This window comes from Saprospiraceae bacterium, from assembly GCA_016715965.1.
In the GTDB taxonomy this organism is placed as follows: Bacteria; Bacteroidota; Bacteroidia; order Chitinophagales; family Saprospiraceae; genus Vicinibacter.
This window is the reverse complement of the sequence record JADJXG010000001.1, coordinates 2,649,909-2,665,076: the sequence shown is the minus strand read 5'-3', so window position 1 is coordinate 2,665,076 and position 15,168 is coordinate 2,649,909. Positions and strand designations below refer to the sequence as shown.

The window sequence follows — 15,168 nt, the reverse complement described above, 5'->3', positions numbered from 1 at the left end:
AGTTTACTGTTTGATACAAATGTCCTGTGTGTTAGGAACTGTTTTTATTTCTCCCAAATTTTTCAATACATCTAAGTAACCTTTCAAGTTGTTTTGGTCAATTTGGGTTGAAAGTGAAAGCGGCATTATGTTCATTGCATCAGCAACTTTTGAATCAAGGTTGGTTGACTTTGCTAAAATCTGTCGTGCTTCCGCTGGATTTTCTTTAATGAATATTACAGCTTTATCAATTGCTCTGAAAAATGATTTAGCAGTTTCAGGATTTTCTTCCAACCACTTTTGATTCATTGCAGCAATACCAATTGGATTAGGGGAGTATTGCATTGCATAAATTGAAGTTGAGATTTTTTTGAAGTTACTTTTTACAATGCCTGTTGTTAAGGTTGGCTCATAAGTGAAAAGTGCATCAATGTCTCCGCTTTCTAAAGATTGAATGTGTAATGGTGGGTCTAACTCAATAAATGTTGGAAGTGCAAGCGTTGGAAAGTTTCTTTTAAAAATTTCAGCAAGAGAATTTTTGGCAGTAGTTCCGGGAAACACTCCAACTTTTTTACCTGAAAGTTCTTCCAACTTTGTAATGGATGAAGTTGATTTAACTACGATTCCATCAAAGCCATTTTCACTTGTAATGTTGCTGATTGAAAATATTTTTGCTGCATTAGGTGAGTTTTCAAGTTGCTTTAAAAGCGGAACAATTGAAAGTTCAATACCCGCATCTATATGACCCGTAACAAGGTCTTGAGCAATCAAGTTGCTAGTCTTGATTGGGTTTGCTTCCACCTCCAGTCCTTCTTCTTTGTAGTAGCCTTTTTCAACAGCAACAAAGTGAGTTAAACTTGATACCATTGGAAGGTAGCCAACTTTTATTTTTTGGTCGTGGGTTGTGTTGTTACAACTATTGCAACTTGAAAGTAGAATTGCAAATGTCATGACTGCTAAAACCGAAATTTTTGATATTGATTTCATTGCTAATTTTTTTGTTTCAAAGATAGAATTTTGAGATTGCTAATTTTTATTTACATGAAAAATCTAAAGTCATAAGGAGTTGCTTGTAAAGTTTCTGCCTGCTTTGCATATCGTGAAAGCCGCTTTGAAAAGTCAAGTGTTACAGGCAATGTTTTGTAAAGTTCACCACCATTCCAATTCATTTTTGTGAGAGCAAGAATTTCTTTTGCTGTTGTTTCAATCGGGTCTTTGCCTCTAAATCTTCTTATTAAAAGTGGTGCAGGAATTCCTCTGCCACTTTGATAATAATTTCTTCCTGTTCCTGCAACATCATTATCTAAAACAGAACCGTGTGTCCAAAGCAGAAAGCTGAAATCATCCAATTGAATTACTGTTCCTCTCTGAATAGGATAACCGTGAATTTTTATTTGCTGTGTCAAACTGTTTTTCTCTCCTCTGATTGCTCTCCAATTAGAATACTTCTGAATCTGTAACAACTCAACATTGTCAATTCCTTCAAGTGCCTCTGATATGCCTTTCATTTCATCATGTGTATAATGAAGGACTTTGTGAATTACAAGTTTGTCAAGTTTTGAATTTCCGTCAATCCTGTAATATGCTTCTTTCAATTTCAATATCAATCGTCTTGCATCTTCTTTACTCATGAAAGGATTCTTTCCATAGAAAACTGGATGCTCAATTGGTTGAAGTAAAAATCTCAAACCTTGTCCTGATGAATCAAAGATTTGGCTGCTACCTAAAACATATTTTGTTTGAGCATTTATTTTTTGAATTGAAAAATCCAAACCGATAAATGCTGTTGAATCCGTTACTGTTTGATTTCTCCAAGGCGTTCCGTTTGCTTTTACATACAAGCCCAAAGAAAGCCACCATCTAACTTTTGCAGGGTCTAAATAATTGATGGACTTGTCCTCAATCATTTGAATTTTGATATTCTTTTTAGCACAATAAAGTTTTAGCGAATCATGTAAGTCAAAATATGTGGTTTCATTTTTCAGTTCACGAAACCTTTGATAAGAGTTTGGTAAGTAAAGAATCAAAACATCAAACTCGCCTCTGATGGTATAGAAGTAGTCAATTTTTCTTTTTAGAAAATCATAAAATTCCAACTGGCTAAGTTTATTTACATCTGCTTCTTTAATCAACTCAACAAACTTGTTATCGGTGTTCTGTGGAATGTCAAGGTATCTTTTGTAGATTGTTGAAAATGGCAAATATTCAATCAAATAATCTTTTTCTGTTGTTGCTTTTATTTCTTCGTTAAGCCCGTTAAGATGTTTTTGAATTCTTGCGAAACCTGTTTCGGGGGAAATGATACCTAATTTTATTGCTTGCGGATTTGCTTTATTGTTTTCAAATGAATAATCCAATGGTCCAAAAGTTTTTAATCCTTTCAGGGGATGACTCATTTGATAATTCTTATCGCTGATATGAAAATCTAACTGGGGTTCATTGTTCTGAAATGCACCTTTGAAACTATGCGTTTTTGAAACTGGAATTCCAGCACTTGAATAGTTTGATTCAAACTCTACCTTGAATGTGTCAAGAGAAAATTGAATTGTGTCATTGCCATTTTTGAAAAGGTTAATCCAAAATTTTTCTCTTTCATTCACTGCATCATTTCTTCTGTTTGAGAAAATCTTGTTTGAAATATTTTGTTTCTCAATTCTTGTTAGTGTGCTGTTTGAATCAATGTGAATGGATGGAAGTAATGTCAAGAAAAGTTCTTTGTTGTGGAATTCAATTTGAAATTCTACCGCCTCATAAATTTTTGCATTCGTTTGAATGTAATACTTCGCAAGCTCGGCTTGCGAAACAAGGTTTTCTGTTGAGTAGTATTTTCTGTAACTGTGTGCAGGAACTCTTTGAAGATTGAAAGTTGAAAGCAGATTGAATTCAATCAGGTCATAAATCAATCCAGTGAAAAAAGAATCTTGTTTGTAAGTAATACTGTCGTCAATGTCAACTGTAATGATTTCAGATTTTACTCTACCGTTGAACACTTTGTTTATAGTATCTGTATTTGCAAAAGCCAAAGTGTTCCCTTTTGAAAGAGCCGCTTTGATTGGTTGCTCTGCAACCAATTCTCTTAGCTCTTTCCAACCTTCCAAATCACTTTTGAAACTGTAAACAGTTTTTGGAAATACAGTTGCTTTAAGTCCATTCAGTTTTATTGGTGTGAAATTGTTGCTTATCTGCGGTGAGGCAAAGGGTCTTCTTGTTTCAAACCTTGTTTTTGCAATATTTTCAATTTCATCGTTTGGCTTTTCATTAGCGATATAGAGTTCAAACAAAAACTCGTCAAAACTTTCTATCTCAACAAAGCCAGAAAGTTTCTCTTTACTTTTTGCGTTTACATTCTCAATAAGTTCAACAAAATTTTTGTTAGGTGTTTCTCCTTTGCGTATGCACCAATGTAAACCATAGGGAAATGGATTGTTTGCTTTTAATGCTTCATTGAAACCATCCAACACTGATTTGTCATTTCCGCTATAGCCAATGACAACTAAGCCCGTTTGGGATTGAATACTTGCAAAGTATTTATGTAAGTCATTCTCTAGAGTTTGGAGTTCAGAAGATGTGTTTTGCAATTTGTCATAGCGATAATCTCCATGCAGTTTTATTACTCGTTGCAATCTGTTCAGATTATCCAATTGGTTTTTGCTGTCCTCAGAAATTGTTTCAAAGTTGGAAGCGTTGTTAATGCTTTTAATTCCGCTTTCAATTAACTCGTCAAAATTTGTTGTCCAAATGTGATTCACCTTTTGAGTGTCAAACAAAACGCCAAGACATCTGTGCCCAATTGATGGGTTTTTGCCCTGAACAATTCTTTGAATGAAAGCTTTTCTGTCAATTGAGTTGGGATAGCATTTCTCAAAATAAAATGAATACTCGTCAGGATTGTAAAGAGGGGGAAAGCCACCTTTCAATTCAAAGTAGCTTTGAATTATTCCTCTGTTTCTTTCTGATTCCAAGTCCTTGAATTTTTCTTCTCTAACATTATTGGCTTCGCAATAAAGTTTGCGTTTGAATTGCCATATTAAAGTCCCTGCTGTTGGAATGTTCGCTTGCACTGATGCACCTGCACCTAAAAGAAAATTCAATGAGCCGTTTGGTCTTACTGCAAAACTCCTTAGAAATACTTTTTTGTCAATAATAGTCATGGTAATATTTATGCAGCTACGATAGTTTTTGGTTGTTTGTTTTTCTTAAAGCGTTGGAGAAAACACTCTTTCATTTTTTTTCTGCGTTGGGTTCGTGGGTTGGGGAAAAAATGAAAGTGTGTTTTGTGCGTTGCCAAAAAATTGAATTAAAATATTTGTGCGTTGGCAAAAAAAAGAAATTAAAAACGAAGCGTTGCCTGTCTGTTTGTCGGTAAGTTGTTTGGTTAAATTGTTCCCAAAAGTTCGTTTCATATCAATCATTTTAATGTTAGCACTGTCGTCATAGGGTTTCCGGTAACGTTTTGGGTATTTGCGAAGGCACGGTATTTGAAAAACGTCAGCTAAATATAAGCACAAAAGTTGATAGATGCACAACTGTTCAATTACTTCCGTCAGCCGTGCTTTTGCAAATACCTTGTTAGCGGTTCGGGCTTTTGCTAATGCCAAAAGGTCAATACCGAAGTATTAACCTTTGTCCTGAAAATATTTCACGTTGACTTATTTCTTTACACTCAGCATTCCTTGTGTTCCAAATTTTGTGTAAAGTCCTGTCATTATTTGCTCGTGGTGTTCATTATATTTTTGGATATGTTCTGCCATACCAATAAAATCAACTGCCTTACGGAATGGTTTTTCGCCTTTGGGTTTTTCAAGAAGTTCGGCATAAGCGTCTGCCACTTTTTGAGGGTCTTGTTGCGGATTGTTCTTTAAAACATTCTCAAAATTTTGAAGTGCTATTTCAGGCACTTTTGCAAAATCGCCATAAGCGGCTTCTCTACTTTTGTCGCTTGGCTTTATTAGATTTTCGTTAAATGAAGTTGGGTATCCTCCCGGCTCTACAATGCAATTTTCAATTCCGAAACCAGAAAGTTCTACCCTGTAATTTTCTGCTAGAGCTTCCAATGCCCATTTTGAAGCCTGATAAGCTCCGTAAAATGGCAAGGCTATTCTGCCAAGCAAGCTTGAAGTATAAACAATCAAACCGTCCTTCTTTTCACGGAAATAGGGAACAACGGCCCTGTTCATTCGTTGTACCCCAAAAACATTAATGTCAAATATTTTTTGAAAATCGGCAGGTGTAAAAAACTCCTGCATTCCAAGAACTCCGGTACCTGCATTGTTTATCAAAACATCTAAGCCATTAAGTTCTGCAATGGCTTTTTGCACTCCATTGTTTACACTTGTATCGTCAGTAACATCAATTTCTATAATTTTTGCTCCTGCTTTACTCAGTTCGTCTGCAATGGATTTGTTTTTCCCATTGATGTCCCGCATAGAAGCGGCAACTGAATGACCTTTTTGTAACAGTGCAAATACGATTAATTTTCCGAAGCCACCACTTGCACCTGTTATTAGAATTTTCTTTGTCATAATCTATTTGAATTTGTTGGTGCAAATTTCCAAATAGATTATGGGTTGAATTATGGTGAGAAGTTCCGATTATTTGGTGAGAAGTTCAGTTTTTGAATTTAGTTCACGAAATTGTTTTGGGGTTTTGCCTTCATAGCTCTTGAAAAATTTGGTGAAGTTAGACGGGTCAAAGGTTAATGTCTGTGCGATATGTGAGATGGTGTTGTTGGTTGTAAGCAAAAGTTCTTTAGAAATTTCCATAAGCCGCTCTTCATAAATATCGCAGGGCGATTTCCCTAATACTTCCTGAATAGTGTTGCTCAAATGTTTGGGACTTACAAATAGCAATTCAGCCAAATCCTTTATTTCAAAAGTTTTGTCAGCCATTCCGTTTTTAAGGTCGGTCAAATGTTTGTCAAGCTCGTGAAGATACTGGGCAACTATTTCCTTTTGTCTTACAGATGCTTTATCTTTTTCTGTTGTCATTCCGTTATGATTATTGTCGTTTGGGTGTCGTTGTAGCCTGACCGCTAACGTTTGGGTTTGCACAGTTGCCGGTATAGGAAGCCTTGCTAAATGCGAAGCATGGCAAGGCTGACCAGTTGTACAGTGTCCCCCGTGACAAATGTAAATAATGAAACCGAGAGTTAATGAGGACACCGAACCCGGCAATTGTGCAAACCTTTTGTTGTGCACAGTGCCGCATTCGACCGTTACTGAGCAGCACGGATGTCAAAGCTTTGGATGTGTGTTGAAGTTGCGCGGCTTTGGGCATTGGTGCTGCGGGTTCGAAGCATGAATCTTTGTCGATGTCTCTATCGGTAAAGAAGTCCGAAATGTTTTTAGTCGACAGTCGGCTTGTCAATTTTCAACTCTTTTAATCTTTCCCATGTCCAATTTCTTGCTAGCCTCACCGTCTGGACTTATAAGTAATTAATGATTTTTCAATCAATAAGTCAGAAACAATTCTTGAATTCTATTTTTGTCTTTTGTGATGGTTAACGCAAGCATCAAAAGTATTCTTGCTTTTTGAGGATTAAGATTATCTGAAAATATTGTACCAAATTTAGAATCGTCAAATTGTCCTACATATTGAGTGGTAACTTTCCCTGAAAATACTCTTGATGATCTTACTACTATTATGCCTTTTTTAACTGCATCATTTACGGATTCTCGTATAGCTTTATCATAACTGCCATTCCCAGTCCCCGCTATTATTATCCCGTCAACTTTATTATTGATAAAAGCATTTATTGCCGCATCAGAGGCTCCTGCATAAGCATAAACAATTTCTACGTTTGGTAATGAAGCAAGTTTAGTGATGTCAAAAGCGCTAAAACCGTTATGCTTATTAAATGTCTTGGTGTTATAAAATACTTTTCCATCATATACTTGTCCTATGGCACCAGTATTTGGTGACGAGAATGCATTCACACTGGTAGTGCTTGACTTAACTACATTTTTAGCATCATAGACATTCTCATTAAAGCATAACAGCACACCTTTTCCCTTACTGCTAGTATCACTTGCTACAATGATGGCATCATATAAATTTTTAGACCCATCAGCGCTTATGGCTGTTGCTGGACGCATTGATCCAGTTAATACAACTGGTTTATCTGATTGAACAGTAAGATTGAGAAAATAAGCTGTTTCTTCTTGCGTATCTGTACCATGGGTTATTACAATTCCATCAGCTTCATTCTTAACAAATATTTCATTGATACGCAGTGCTATTTTTATCCATATGTCTACAGTCATATCATAACTTCCTATCGATGCTATTTGCTCTCCCTGAATAATGGCCTTTTGAGTGATTGAAGGAATGTTCTTGAGTAATTCCTCAACGGGAATTTTGCCCGGCAAATAACCTGCCTTATCCATATTCGGTTGCTGTCCAGCAATTGTGCCGCCAGTTGATAACACAATTATACGCGGTAAATTTTGTGATGTGGCACAATGAGTCCAACTGGAACAAAGAAGTACTAATAGTATTTTTTTTAGTGTGTTGATTAAAAAGTTCATCTCAGTCTTTTAATATGTAGTTGAAATTAGTAAATTTTTCATCTTGGGAAATCGTTGGCTCTTTTGCTTGCTTTGGTGTCGCGCGGGAATGAGTGGCAAGCAAAAGTGCCAATGTTCGAAGCACAGTCCCGCTGTCCCGCGGCATTGTGCACAACGTTTTTGCGCTTGGCGTAGTGGCGGACTTAGAAGCACTAAACTGTCAGCCTGCACAAATGCTTCATAGAAGCACTGCACTTGACTTAACCTCGTCACCCGCCATTGCGCCAAACGCATGTTGGCGGTTCGTGCTTCTTCTATGTCTGTTAGTCCGCTGCCCATCTATATTCAAAGTCTTCGGGATTTAATTCAAGAGTTGTTGTCAGTCGGTTTTTTATTTCTTGTCCGCCCGGCATAAGAGGAAGCATACTGAAATAGTTTCTAATAGCACCATTTATTCCTGCTAAACAACTTTTTGCCTTAATCCAATTATGAGGGCTGAAAACTCTGTTTTGGGGTTGCGGTTCATTTGCTGCTGCTTCAAGTGCCATATTTAGGCTCACACCTGCAATTTTAATTATCTCTCCAACCATCCCTGCTTCTTTGGCTTTCTCATAACACTTTATTGGAAATGGAACTCTTTCAGCTTGGTTATTTGATATTGAAAAGCACATTGATACAGCATATAAATGGTGATAGGGAGCATATGCTTTCATTGCTAAGAGAGTTTCATTAAGTCCAAGCGGATTTTCTTTTCCCCATGTTTTCAGAATTTCTTGATAGAAGAAATTAAGTGCATGGGCATTTTCAGGTTTGTATTCTCTTTTAAAGAGCTGCTCAAAGTATTTGTCAAATATTTTTGTCTCGCTGTATGAAATATTTGGTCTTTGTGAATGCCAAGCAATTAAGAACTTGCCCAAGTCTGAAAAGTCGAGAACATAAGATTTGTCCTTGTCGGCTGGCGGAACTTCACCACGTTTTGTAATAAAGTAACCTTGTGAGTATTTCTGCTCAAATTGTTTTTTGATATTTAAAACACGCTTGTCATTACTTCTTAAATCTCTTGGTTTTACTGCGCTTTGAGAGTTTGTGTTAATGCTTATTCTATCGGCTCTGTCTCGCTGTGGGATTTCATAGAAGCGGAAAAGAACGTAAGTGTCTTCAAGTGTTTTGACCTTTTCACTGCAACTTAAAATCGTGTTTAAAGATTGACAACCGTTTACAACACTAAGTCCATGTAGTTTCAATTGATTATCCTTCTTTTCCATTCTGTTACAAATAGCAGTAATACCATTATGGAAAAAGAAGAAGTCTTTGTGTTTGTCACTGTAAATTGTTTGTCTGATACCCTTATTTACTGTGTTACTCAGTCCTAAACTCTGTCTAACATTTTTTTGAAATAGAGTTCCATCTTTTATACCTGGTATTTTTATGCACTCTTTCAACGGAAGTGCCCCAATAGCAACTTGAGTGTTTGCTAATGTTTCATACATAAAGTGCCCTGCTGAAAGGTCTATTACATGGTTTATGGAAGGATTTTCCTTTTCAAGTGCAAGGTCATAACGTCTTTTAATTTCGTCACTGTCTATTACAGAAATTGAACAGATTAAGTCGTCTTTTTCAGATAAGTCCGCAAGCTGTTGTTGAAAGGTCGCAAGGTCATTTTTGGCTGCTGCCGTTAAGTCCCCCGTGGTTATTAATTCAAAGGCAATTTCATAGTCGTCTTCTAACGCTCTTGCAACGTCTGATAATTTTCTTTTCAGTTTGTTGTTCCCAACTTCTTGAAGTCTAACAAGGTCACGTAGCTGTATCCATGAGGATAATACTTCTCTCAATGGTTCAGCGTCAACCGCTGTCCCACCAATGAACTTTCCTTGAAGAATAAAAATTGTGTTTTTATCATCGTCAATTACTATGGCATCTATCTGTTTGTCGTCCGCACCATCAGTAATGTCGTCTCGGGTTTCTACCATGTCACGTAAGTGAACATTACGTAAATACCAAGCCACAAATCTTTGTCCGTTGTTGGGGAAATTGTCCTGATAGTAGGGTGTTTTAATTTCTTCGTTAATCTGTTCAAACATATTTTATGTCGTTGTTAATTGTTTACTGTGTCGTTTTTAGCATGACCGCCAACGTTTTGGCGCTTGGCGCAGTGGCGGATTTCGGAGCACAAAATTGTCAATACACCACAAATGTTGATGCGAGGCAGAATGTTCAATTAACCACGTTACCCGCCATTGAGCCAAACGCCTGTTGGCAGCTGCTTTTATATTCGTGTTACAATTCCATTGATTGATGTTATACAGTTTGTCAAATATGCCTGTTGAACTTGTGTAATATTTCCAAAAATGTTATGATTTCCTGTTGCCAAACGTGAGAAAGGTGTTGCTTCTGCAAATGCAACAACTCCTGTCGTTTGAAAATCTCTCACTTCAACAACTCCATTTACTATATTGTTAAATGTAAAGTGTTGAGGATGGGAGGTGAGAATTGAGTTAATGTCTTGGTCAATTGACGTTAAAACCGAAGCGTATGCTGATGCAGGTCCCATATATTGGGTAAGTCTGTTTTTAACTACTAAATGTATTTTAGGCAATACTTTACCTGCGGCAGTTAATTTGTTGTTGAATGCGTATTGATTATAAATTGTAGAAGGTAAATTAAGTCCGTAAACCAATGAGAAGATATTTCTCAATGCTCTTCTTGAACTGTCATCAGCCATTACGGGAACAATAAGTCGTTCACTTGCCGCAAGTGCAATTTGGGTGTAAATTGCAAAACTTGGGTTTGTGTCTATAAACACATCATCGTAATTGTTTAGTTGATTTAATGCGTCAATAAGGTCGTTAACCCAATCTACGATTTTAATGTAAGTGTCAACACCCGGTATTTGAGTTATTGAAAGAGCAGAAATTGAGTTTGATTGCAACTCAACAATTCTGTCGCCTGCAATTAGGTCAATATTTACAGGGATACTATTGTTGAAACTGCTCGGGTTTGAAATGTATTGTGCTGCGTTTATTGTCGGAACTTGATAAGGACTTGAAAGTCGCTCTTGGAAATAACCACCAATTGAAGTTGCTGGTGTTGATGTATATAAATTGTTTAGGTTGTTTCCACCGTTTCCAAGAAGTCCACCCATTAATATTTCTGACAAGTTAGCTTGTGGACATAAGTCAATAGCTAAAATTCTTTTTGTAGGGTTTGCAATAGCATATTCAGTTATTGTCTGAAATGCAAGGCTTGTTTTTCCTGTCCCACCTTTGTTGTTCCAAAATGCGTATTTCATAATTTATTGTTTTTGTTTTAAAGTTTTGTTTTTCTGTCACTTAAAGTTGCTGCCAACGTTTCGGGGGTTTGCGATGGCGGGGTGTTTTAGCACTAAACTTCATTTGGAGAACTGAACTTCCACCTTGCACAAATGTGTCTGTGAAGCACGGAACCCCCGCTATCGCAAACCCCTTGTTAGCGGTTCGTTGTTTTTCGTCCGTTAGTTTTGTCCGTTTAATTTCCATAGTTTGTTTAGTCATACTAAAACAAAGTTGCTATTGCTAAACCAGCCACTAAAATGCCAATTCCAAAAGCTATTAAAAGATTGGTTTTAGATAATAGCTTAAATTTTATGACCTGATATAACAAATACACGGTTAATGGTAAATTAATTCCTACTCCCACAAATAAACCTGGAGCATATTCGTCAAATAACAGGGTTGTTGTAAGATGAAAGAAAGCGTTAAGACCAAACTGTATTTGCCAGGCCACCGCCAAAATCTTCCATACCTTTTTCTCTGTCGTTGTAGCAAAATACGAGGTAGCTAAGGCGAGCCAGATTAAAGGTATATGTTCAAAAACAAAAGTTTCGGTAGAATACTCTTTGAAATGTTTAGCTACCCAAATTGCAAAACCAGGGATTTCTTCTATGGTATGTAAAACAAAACAAATAAATGGAAGCCAATAAATAAGATTTACGTTTTTATTGTTTGGTAAAGATGGATTTGTTTCCATAGGTGTAGAGAGTTTTAAATGTTATTTTAACAAATTAATTATTTCTGAAAATTACTGTATGCAGTTATTATTTTATTTCGGTTAAAATTTTTAAAATTTCTGTTTTCATAGTAGTTAACCCAGGTTCTTCGTATGGAGCATGTCCACAATTTTCTAACATCACTAATCTCTTAATGCAATTAAGTCTATCGTAAAAAGGTTTACTCGTTTCTAATGTTGTCCAAGTATCTTTTTCAGGTTGTAAAAACAAAACCGGACATTTATTAAAGTTTTCCGGTTCTTTATCAGGCTTAAAGTTCATATATGTCCTTAAAAATCTTAGCTTAACCATACTACCGCCTGCCAATTTATCATTTGAAAACACCTTTGAAAAATTAACGTCATTAGTAATTTTATCCATTTTGCAAAGCCACTTTATGGGTAGTTTAATATGGTCAGATAATAACTTAAAAAAATTACTGATTGGCATTCCGGCTCTACTTAAAAATTTATTCCTTGCCAGGTCATCTCTTACTTTTTTGGAACGAGGGTCTGCCAAAGTTGTTGCAATTATACCTTTTACATTATCATTTTTTGCAGCAACCTGATATGCTAACAATCCACCCACACTAAGCCCAAACAATACAACCGGTCTATTATCCTTTAATAATTCTTCATTGATAAAGTCAGATATACTATCTACCCAAACCGAATATTCAATATTTATTTTTTTAGGATTTTTTGTTAATCCGTATCCAATTAAATCCGGTGCAACATATTCATAACCTAAAGGGTGTAAAAAGTTGCCCAATAAACCAACAACTCTACCATTACCACCAGCACCGTGAAGTATAATTATTTTTAATGGTGAATTTGGATTTTTCATTCTGTCTAAATGAATATTAAAGTCTTTCCATTTCCAATATTCTTCAATAGGAAGTTTGTTATTCTTGTATTGTAACTCTTCTGGTAAAAAATCATTGTATTTTTTCCAATATGTTGTTTCAGTGTAATAATTCATTATATGTGGATTTAACGTTCAATTATATTTTAGTTTTTTTATTCTGCTTAAATAATCTCTTCATTTATGTCTTAAAGAGGGCTTAATTTTTTTAATTCATTTAAATTATATCCCTTATCCTTTGCTAATAAAATAAAATCATTGAATAGCATTTTCATCTCGTCACGAGCTGCAAGTGCATGATTTGAGATAACTGTCTCTGCCCATTTTGTATTGAATACTAAAGGAATAAGGAAATTCAGAATACGTAGCGGAACAAATCTGAATAGGTTTAATTTGGCAGGCTCAACTCCAATTCCAGATTTTTTTAAGAACCCAAAATTTTCTTTCAGTGCTTTATTCATTTGAATAATTGCCATTTTGTTTTTTGCGAAAGTATAATTATTGCCACCATCAAAGTAAATTCCGTATGCAAGCGGACATACCATTGCTACATGTGATTTTTGCCAACTGTCAATTTTTTTTGAAATTGAGGTTGGAAAACCTGCATTACTTAATATTTTGGCTAATTCATTAGTTCGTTGTGTCGCCTTTCCGTCTATTTCTCCAAGTGTTGTTGGTTGAATAAATCTTGATGTCAAGGAATAATAAACTATGCCATTTTCAATTTTTCCACCTGCCCCTGGAAATGCAGGGATTACCCTTTCAAGTCCTATTGGACTAATCCAGTCAGCATAACCGCTTGAAGTATTGACCATAAACACAAAAATCTTTGATTGATTTTGTCCTAAGAGTAGTAAAGCATTTTTTACTTGGTCTTTCCTTAAGGTTACAAAAATGTAATCATAGATGTCATCCCTTTTTAATTCTGAAATAACAATAACATTTGTTTTAATTGTATTCTTTCCATTTTCAGAAAGTAAAAGTCCATTAAGTTGAAGTTCGTCCAGTCGTTTATTTCGAGCTAAAACTGAAACGGTGTGTCCAGCCAATGAAAGTTTCCCTGCATAAACAGAACCAATAACACCCGCACCAAAAATCAGTATTTTTTTAATTTCCATGTTTAATTTATCGTTCGTTTTTTTCCCGCTAGCTTTATTAATTTAATTTCCATAATTTATTTAACCACGTTATTACGACTTCATTCATCAGTCTGTGGTTGTCCACCTGACAATGAGAACCTGCACCTTCTTCACTTGTGAAAATACGGAGTGTCTTTTCTTGCGAACTAATATTTCCTATAAAGTCTTTAGCTTGTTTGTTAAATTCATTACCTTCTCCTTCCGCTGCCAAAGCTAAAGTTGGGCAAGTGATTTTGCTTTCAAGTCCTTCGATTGAATAAGCTTTAAGAATGTTTATTCCGTCCTTAAAAATTTTTGTGCCTCCTTCCCAAAGCAACAGGTCAAGTGTTGCCTTGTCCGAATAACTCATTAAGTATTTTTTAATGAAATTTAGTAACCAGTCAGGTAGCTTAAAAATAAAATTTGGAAACACGCTTATAAGCATTTTATGAATATTTGTCAAAGGAGAGTTGGGTATTAAAGCCTTTATCCTTTTGTCGAATATTGCAGCACGGGCAACTAAATAACCGCCAAAACTAATTCCAAACATTGCAATGCGGTCAACATCAACATCAGGTCTGCTACAAAGAATGTCCAATGCTTTACCAATAGGAACTTCGCTGTTTGGCATCATTGTCAGTCCGCTAGTATACATTGCCGAAAAATTGCCCGGCCCTTCATACAAAAAAACGCTATATCCATTTTTTAGCGCATATGCTCCAACCCAAAAATACATTTCTGTATTAGACCCTTCACCACCAGTAACAAGAAATATAACTGGGCATACTTTGTTCTTTTTTGCTGGTATAAAATAACAAGGAAGCGTCTTATCATTTAATTCTACTTGAATTATCTCCATTGGACATTCAAGTAAAGCTCCTGCTTTTTCAAAACAGTCAACTGAAAGTTTCCAAAAGTCTTTGTGTCTGGTGTCAAGTGGATTTAATGTAATCATTGCCGACTTGAAATAGGTAGAGGCTCGAAAATAATTTTCTCTTGCTCTTATTAAATCTCCCTTGTCTGTTGCAATAATTGCTCTTTCCAAATTTAGATTGCCAATCGATTGCCATTCCTTAATAAAAGTTTCGTTGTCTCCATTTTTCGTATTTTGAACAACTCGTAAACATTCTCCAATAGTTGCACCATCATCATATACTCCCATTAAAGCACGAAGAACGGTGAAGTTCATTTCTTGATTTTTAAAGAAAATATTCTTTGTCGTCCCTCTTCCTGCTTTTTTTGCCATTATATTTCTGGTCTGTTAATATGTTTGGTATCGTCCGTTACAATGACCGCTAACGGTTTGCGGCTTGGCGATGTGGCGGATTTATAGCACTAATGTTCATACGAAGAACAAGTTTGTTTAACCACAAATGTTTCTACGAAGCACTTCGCCCGCCATATCGCCAAACCGCTGTTAGCTGACGTTTTACTTTTCATTGCTAATGTTTAAAACAGTTTTACTTGTTGTCCAAGCCACAAGTGCAAGAGCAATTAATTCTGCAACTGTCCGCATAATGTGAAGCGACCACCACTTGTCACGAAGCGAAATCCAGTTGTCAGGAAGAGAATCTGTCCTCCAATTAAGCATTTCAGTCTGGATTGGAAGATTTCCAAACCTTGAAATGAAAATACACGAAGCAAAAAAAATGCAGCAATAAGTAATGTCATAAAAGTA

At 35.9% G+C, this 15,168-nt stretch carries 13 protein-coding genes; all 13 read right to left on the bottom strand.

Going from position 1 to position 15,168, the window contains the following annotated elements; all coding sequences use genetic code 11:
• Positions 1–3 precede the first annotated feature (3 nt).
• The 13 genes from IPM48_10010 to IPM48_09950 all read right to left on the bottom strand — a co-directional run bounded on the left by IPM48_10010 (position 4) and on the right by IPM48_09950 (position 15,156).
• Positions 4–966, bottom strand: coding sequence for an ABC transporter substrate-binding protein (locus tag IPM48_10010; protein MBK9271923.1), 963 nt, complete (start codon positions 964–966; stop codon positions 4–6).
• A gap of 50 nt (positions 967–1,016) precedes the next feature.
• Complete coding sequence (locus tag IPM48_10005) at positions 1,017–4,130, bottom strand: SIR2 family protein (protein MBK9271922.1); 3,114 nt, start codon at positions 4,128–4,130, stop codon at positions 1,017–1,019.
• Positions 4,131–4,175: 45 nt separating this feature from the next.
• Positions 4,176–4,577 carry a hypothetical protein gene (locus IPM48_10000; GenBank protein MBK9271921.1) on the bottom strand — a complete coding sequence of 134 codons (402 nt, stop codon included), beginning with the start codon at positions 4,575–4,577 and terminating at the stop codon, positions 4,176–4,178.
• A gap of 51 nt (positions 4,578–4,628) precedes the next feature.
• Positions 4,629–5,501 (bottom strand): SDR family oxidoreductase, encoded by an 873-nt coding sequence (locus IPM48_09995; GenBank protein MBK9271920.1) that lies wholly within the window; start codon positions 5,499–5,501, stop codon positions 4,629–4,631.
• Positions 5,502–5,570: 69 nt separating this feature from the next.
• On the bottom strand, positions 5,571–5,966 hold the full coding sequence (locus IPM48_09990) for a helix-turn-helix transcriptional regulator (protein ID MBK9271919.1): 396 nt from the start codon (positions 5,964–5,966) through the stop codon (positions 5,571–5,573).
• 462 nt (positions 5,967–6,428) lie between these two features.
• Complete coding sequence (locus tag IPM48_09985) at positions 6,429–7,505, bottom strand: asparaginase (protein ID MBK9271918.1); 1,077 nt, start codon at positions 7,503–7,505, stop codon at positions 6,429–6,431.
• 302 nt (positions 7,506–7,807) lie between these two features.
• Complete coding sequence (locus IPM48_09980; GenBank protein ID MBK9271917.1) at positions 7,808–9,565, bottom strand: AIPR family protein; 1,758 nt, start codon at positions 9,563–9,565, stop codon at positions 7,808–7,810.
• A 185-nt stretch (positions 9,566–9,750) separates the two neighbouring features.
• Positions 9,751–10,773 (bottom strand): ParA family protein, encoded by a 1,023-nt coding sequence (locus IPM48_09975; protein MBK9271916.1) that lies wholly within the window; start codon positions 10,771–10,773, stop codon positions 9,751–9,753.
• 242 nt (positions 10,774–11,015) lie between these two features.
• Positions 11,016–11,489, bottom strand: coding sequence for an HXXEE domain-containing protein (locus IPM48_09970; GenBank protein ID MBK9271915.1), 474 nt, complete (start codon positions 11,487–11,489; stop codon positions 11,016–11,018).
• Positions 11,490–11,556: 67 nt separating this feature from the next.
• Positions 11,557–12,489 (bottom strand): alpha/beta hydrolase, encoded by a 933-nt coding sequence (locus tag IPM48_09965; GenBank protein ID MBK9271914.1) that lies wholly within the window; start codon positions 12,487–12,489, stop codon positions 11,557–11,559.
• Between the two features lie 71 nt (positions 12,490–12,560).
• Positions 12,561–13,490, bottom strand: coding sequence for a ketopantoate reductase family protein (locus IPM48_09960; protein ID MBK9271913.1), 930 nt, complete (start codon positions 13,488–13,490; stop codon positions 12,561–12,563).
• Between the two features lie 37 nt (positions 13,491–13,527).
• Positions 13,528–14,736 (bottom strand): alpha/beta hydrolase, encoded by a 1,209-nt coding sequence (locus tag IPM48_09955; GenBank protein ID MBK9271912.1) that lies wholly within the window; start codon positions 14,734–14,736, stop codon positions 13,528–13,530.
• Between the two features lie 183 nt (positions 14,737–14,919).
• Positions 14,920–15,156, bottom strand: coding sequence for a hypothetical protein (locus tag IPM48_09950; GenBank protein ID MBK9271911.1), 237 nt, complete (start codon positions 15,154–15,156; stop codon positions 14,920–14,922).
• Positions 15,157–15,168: the final 12 nt, after the last annotated feature.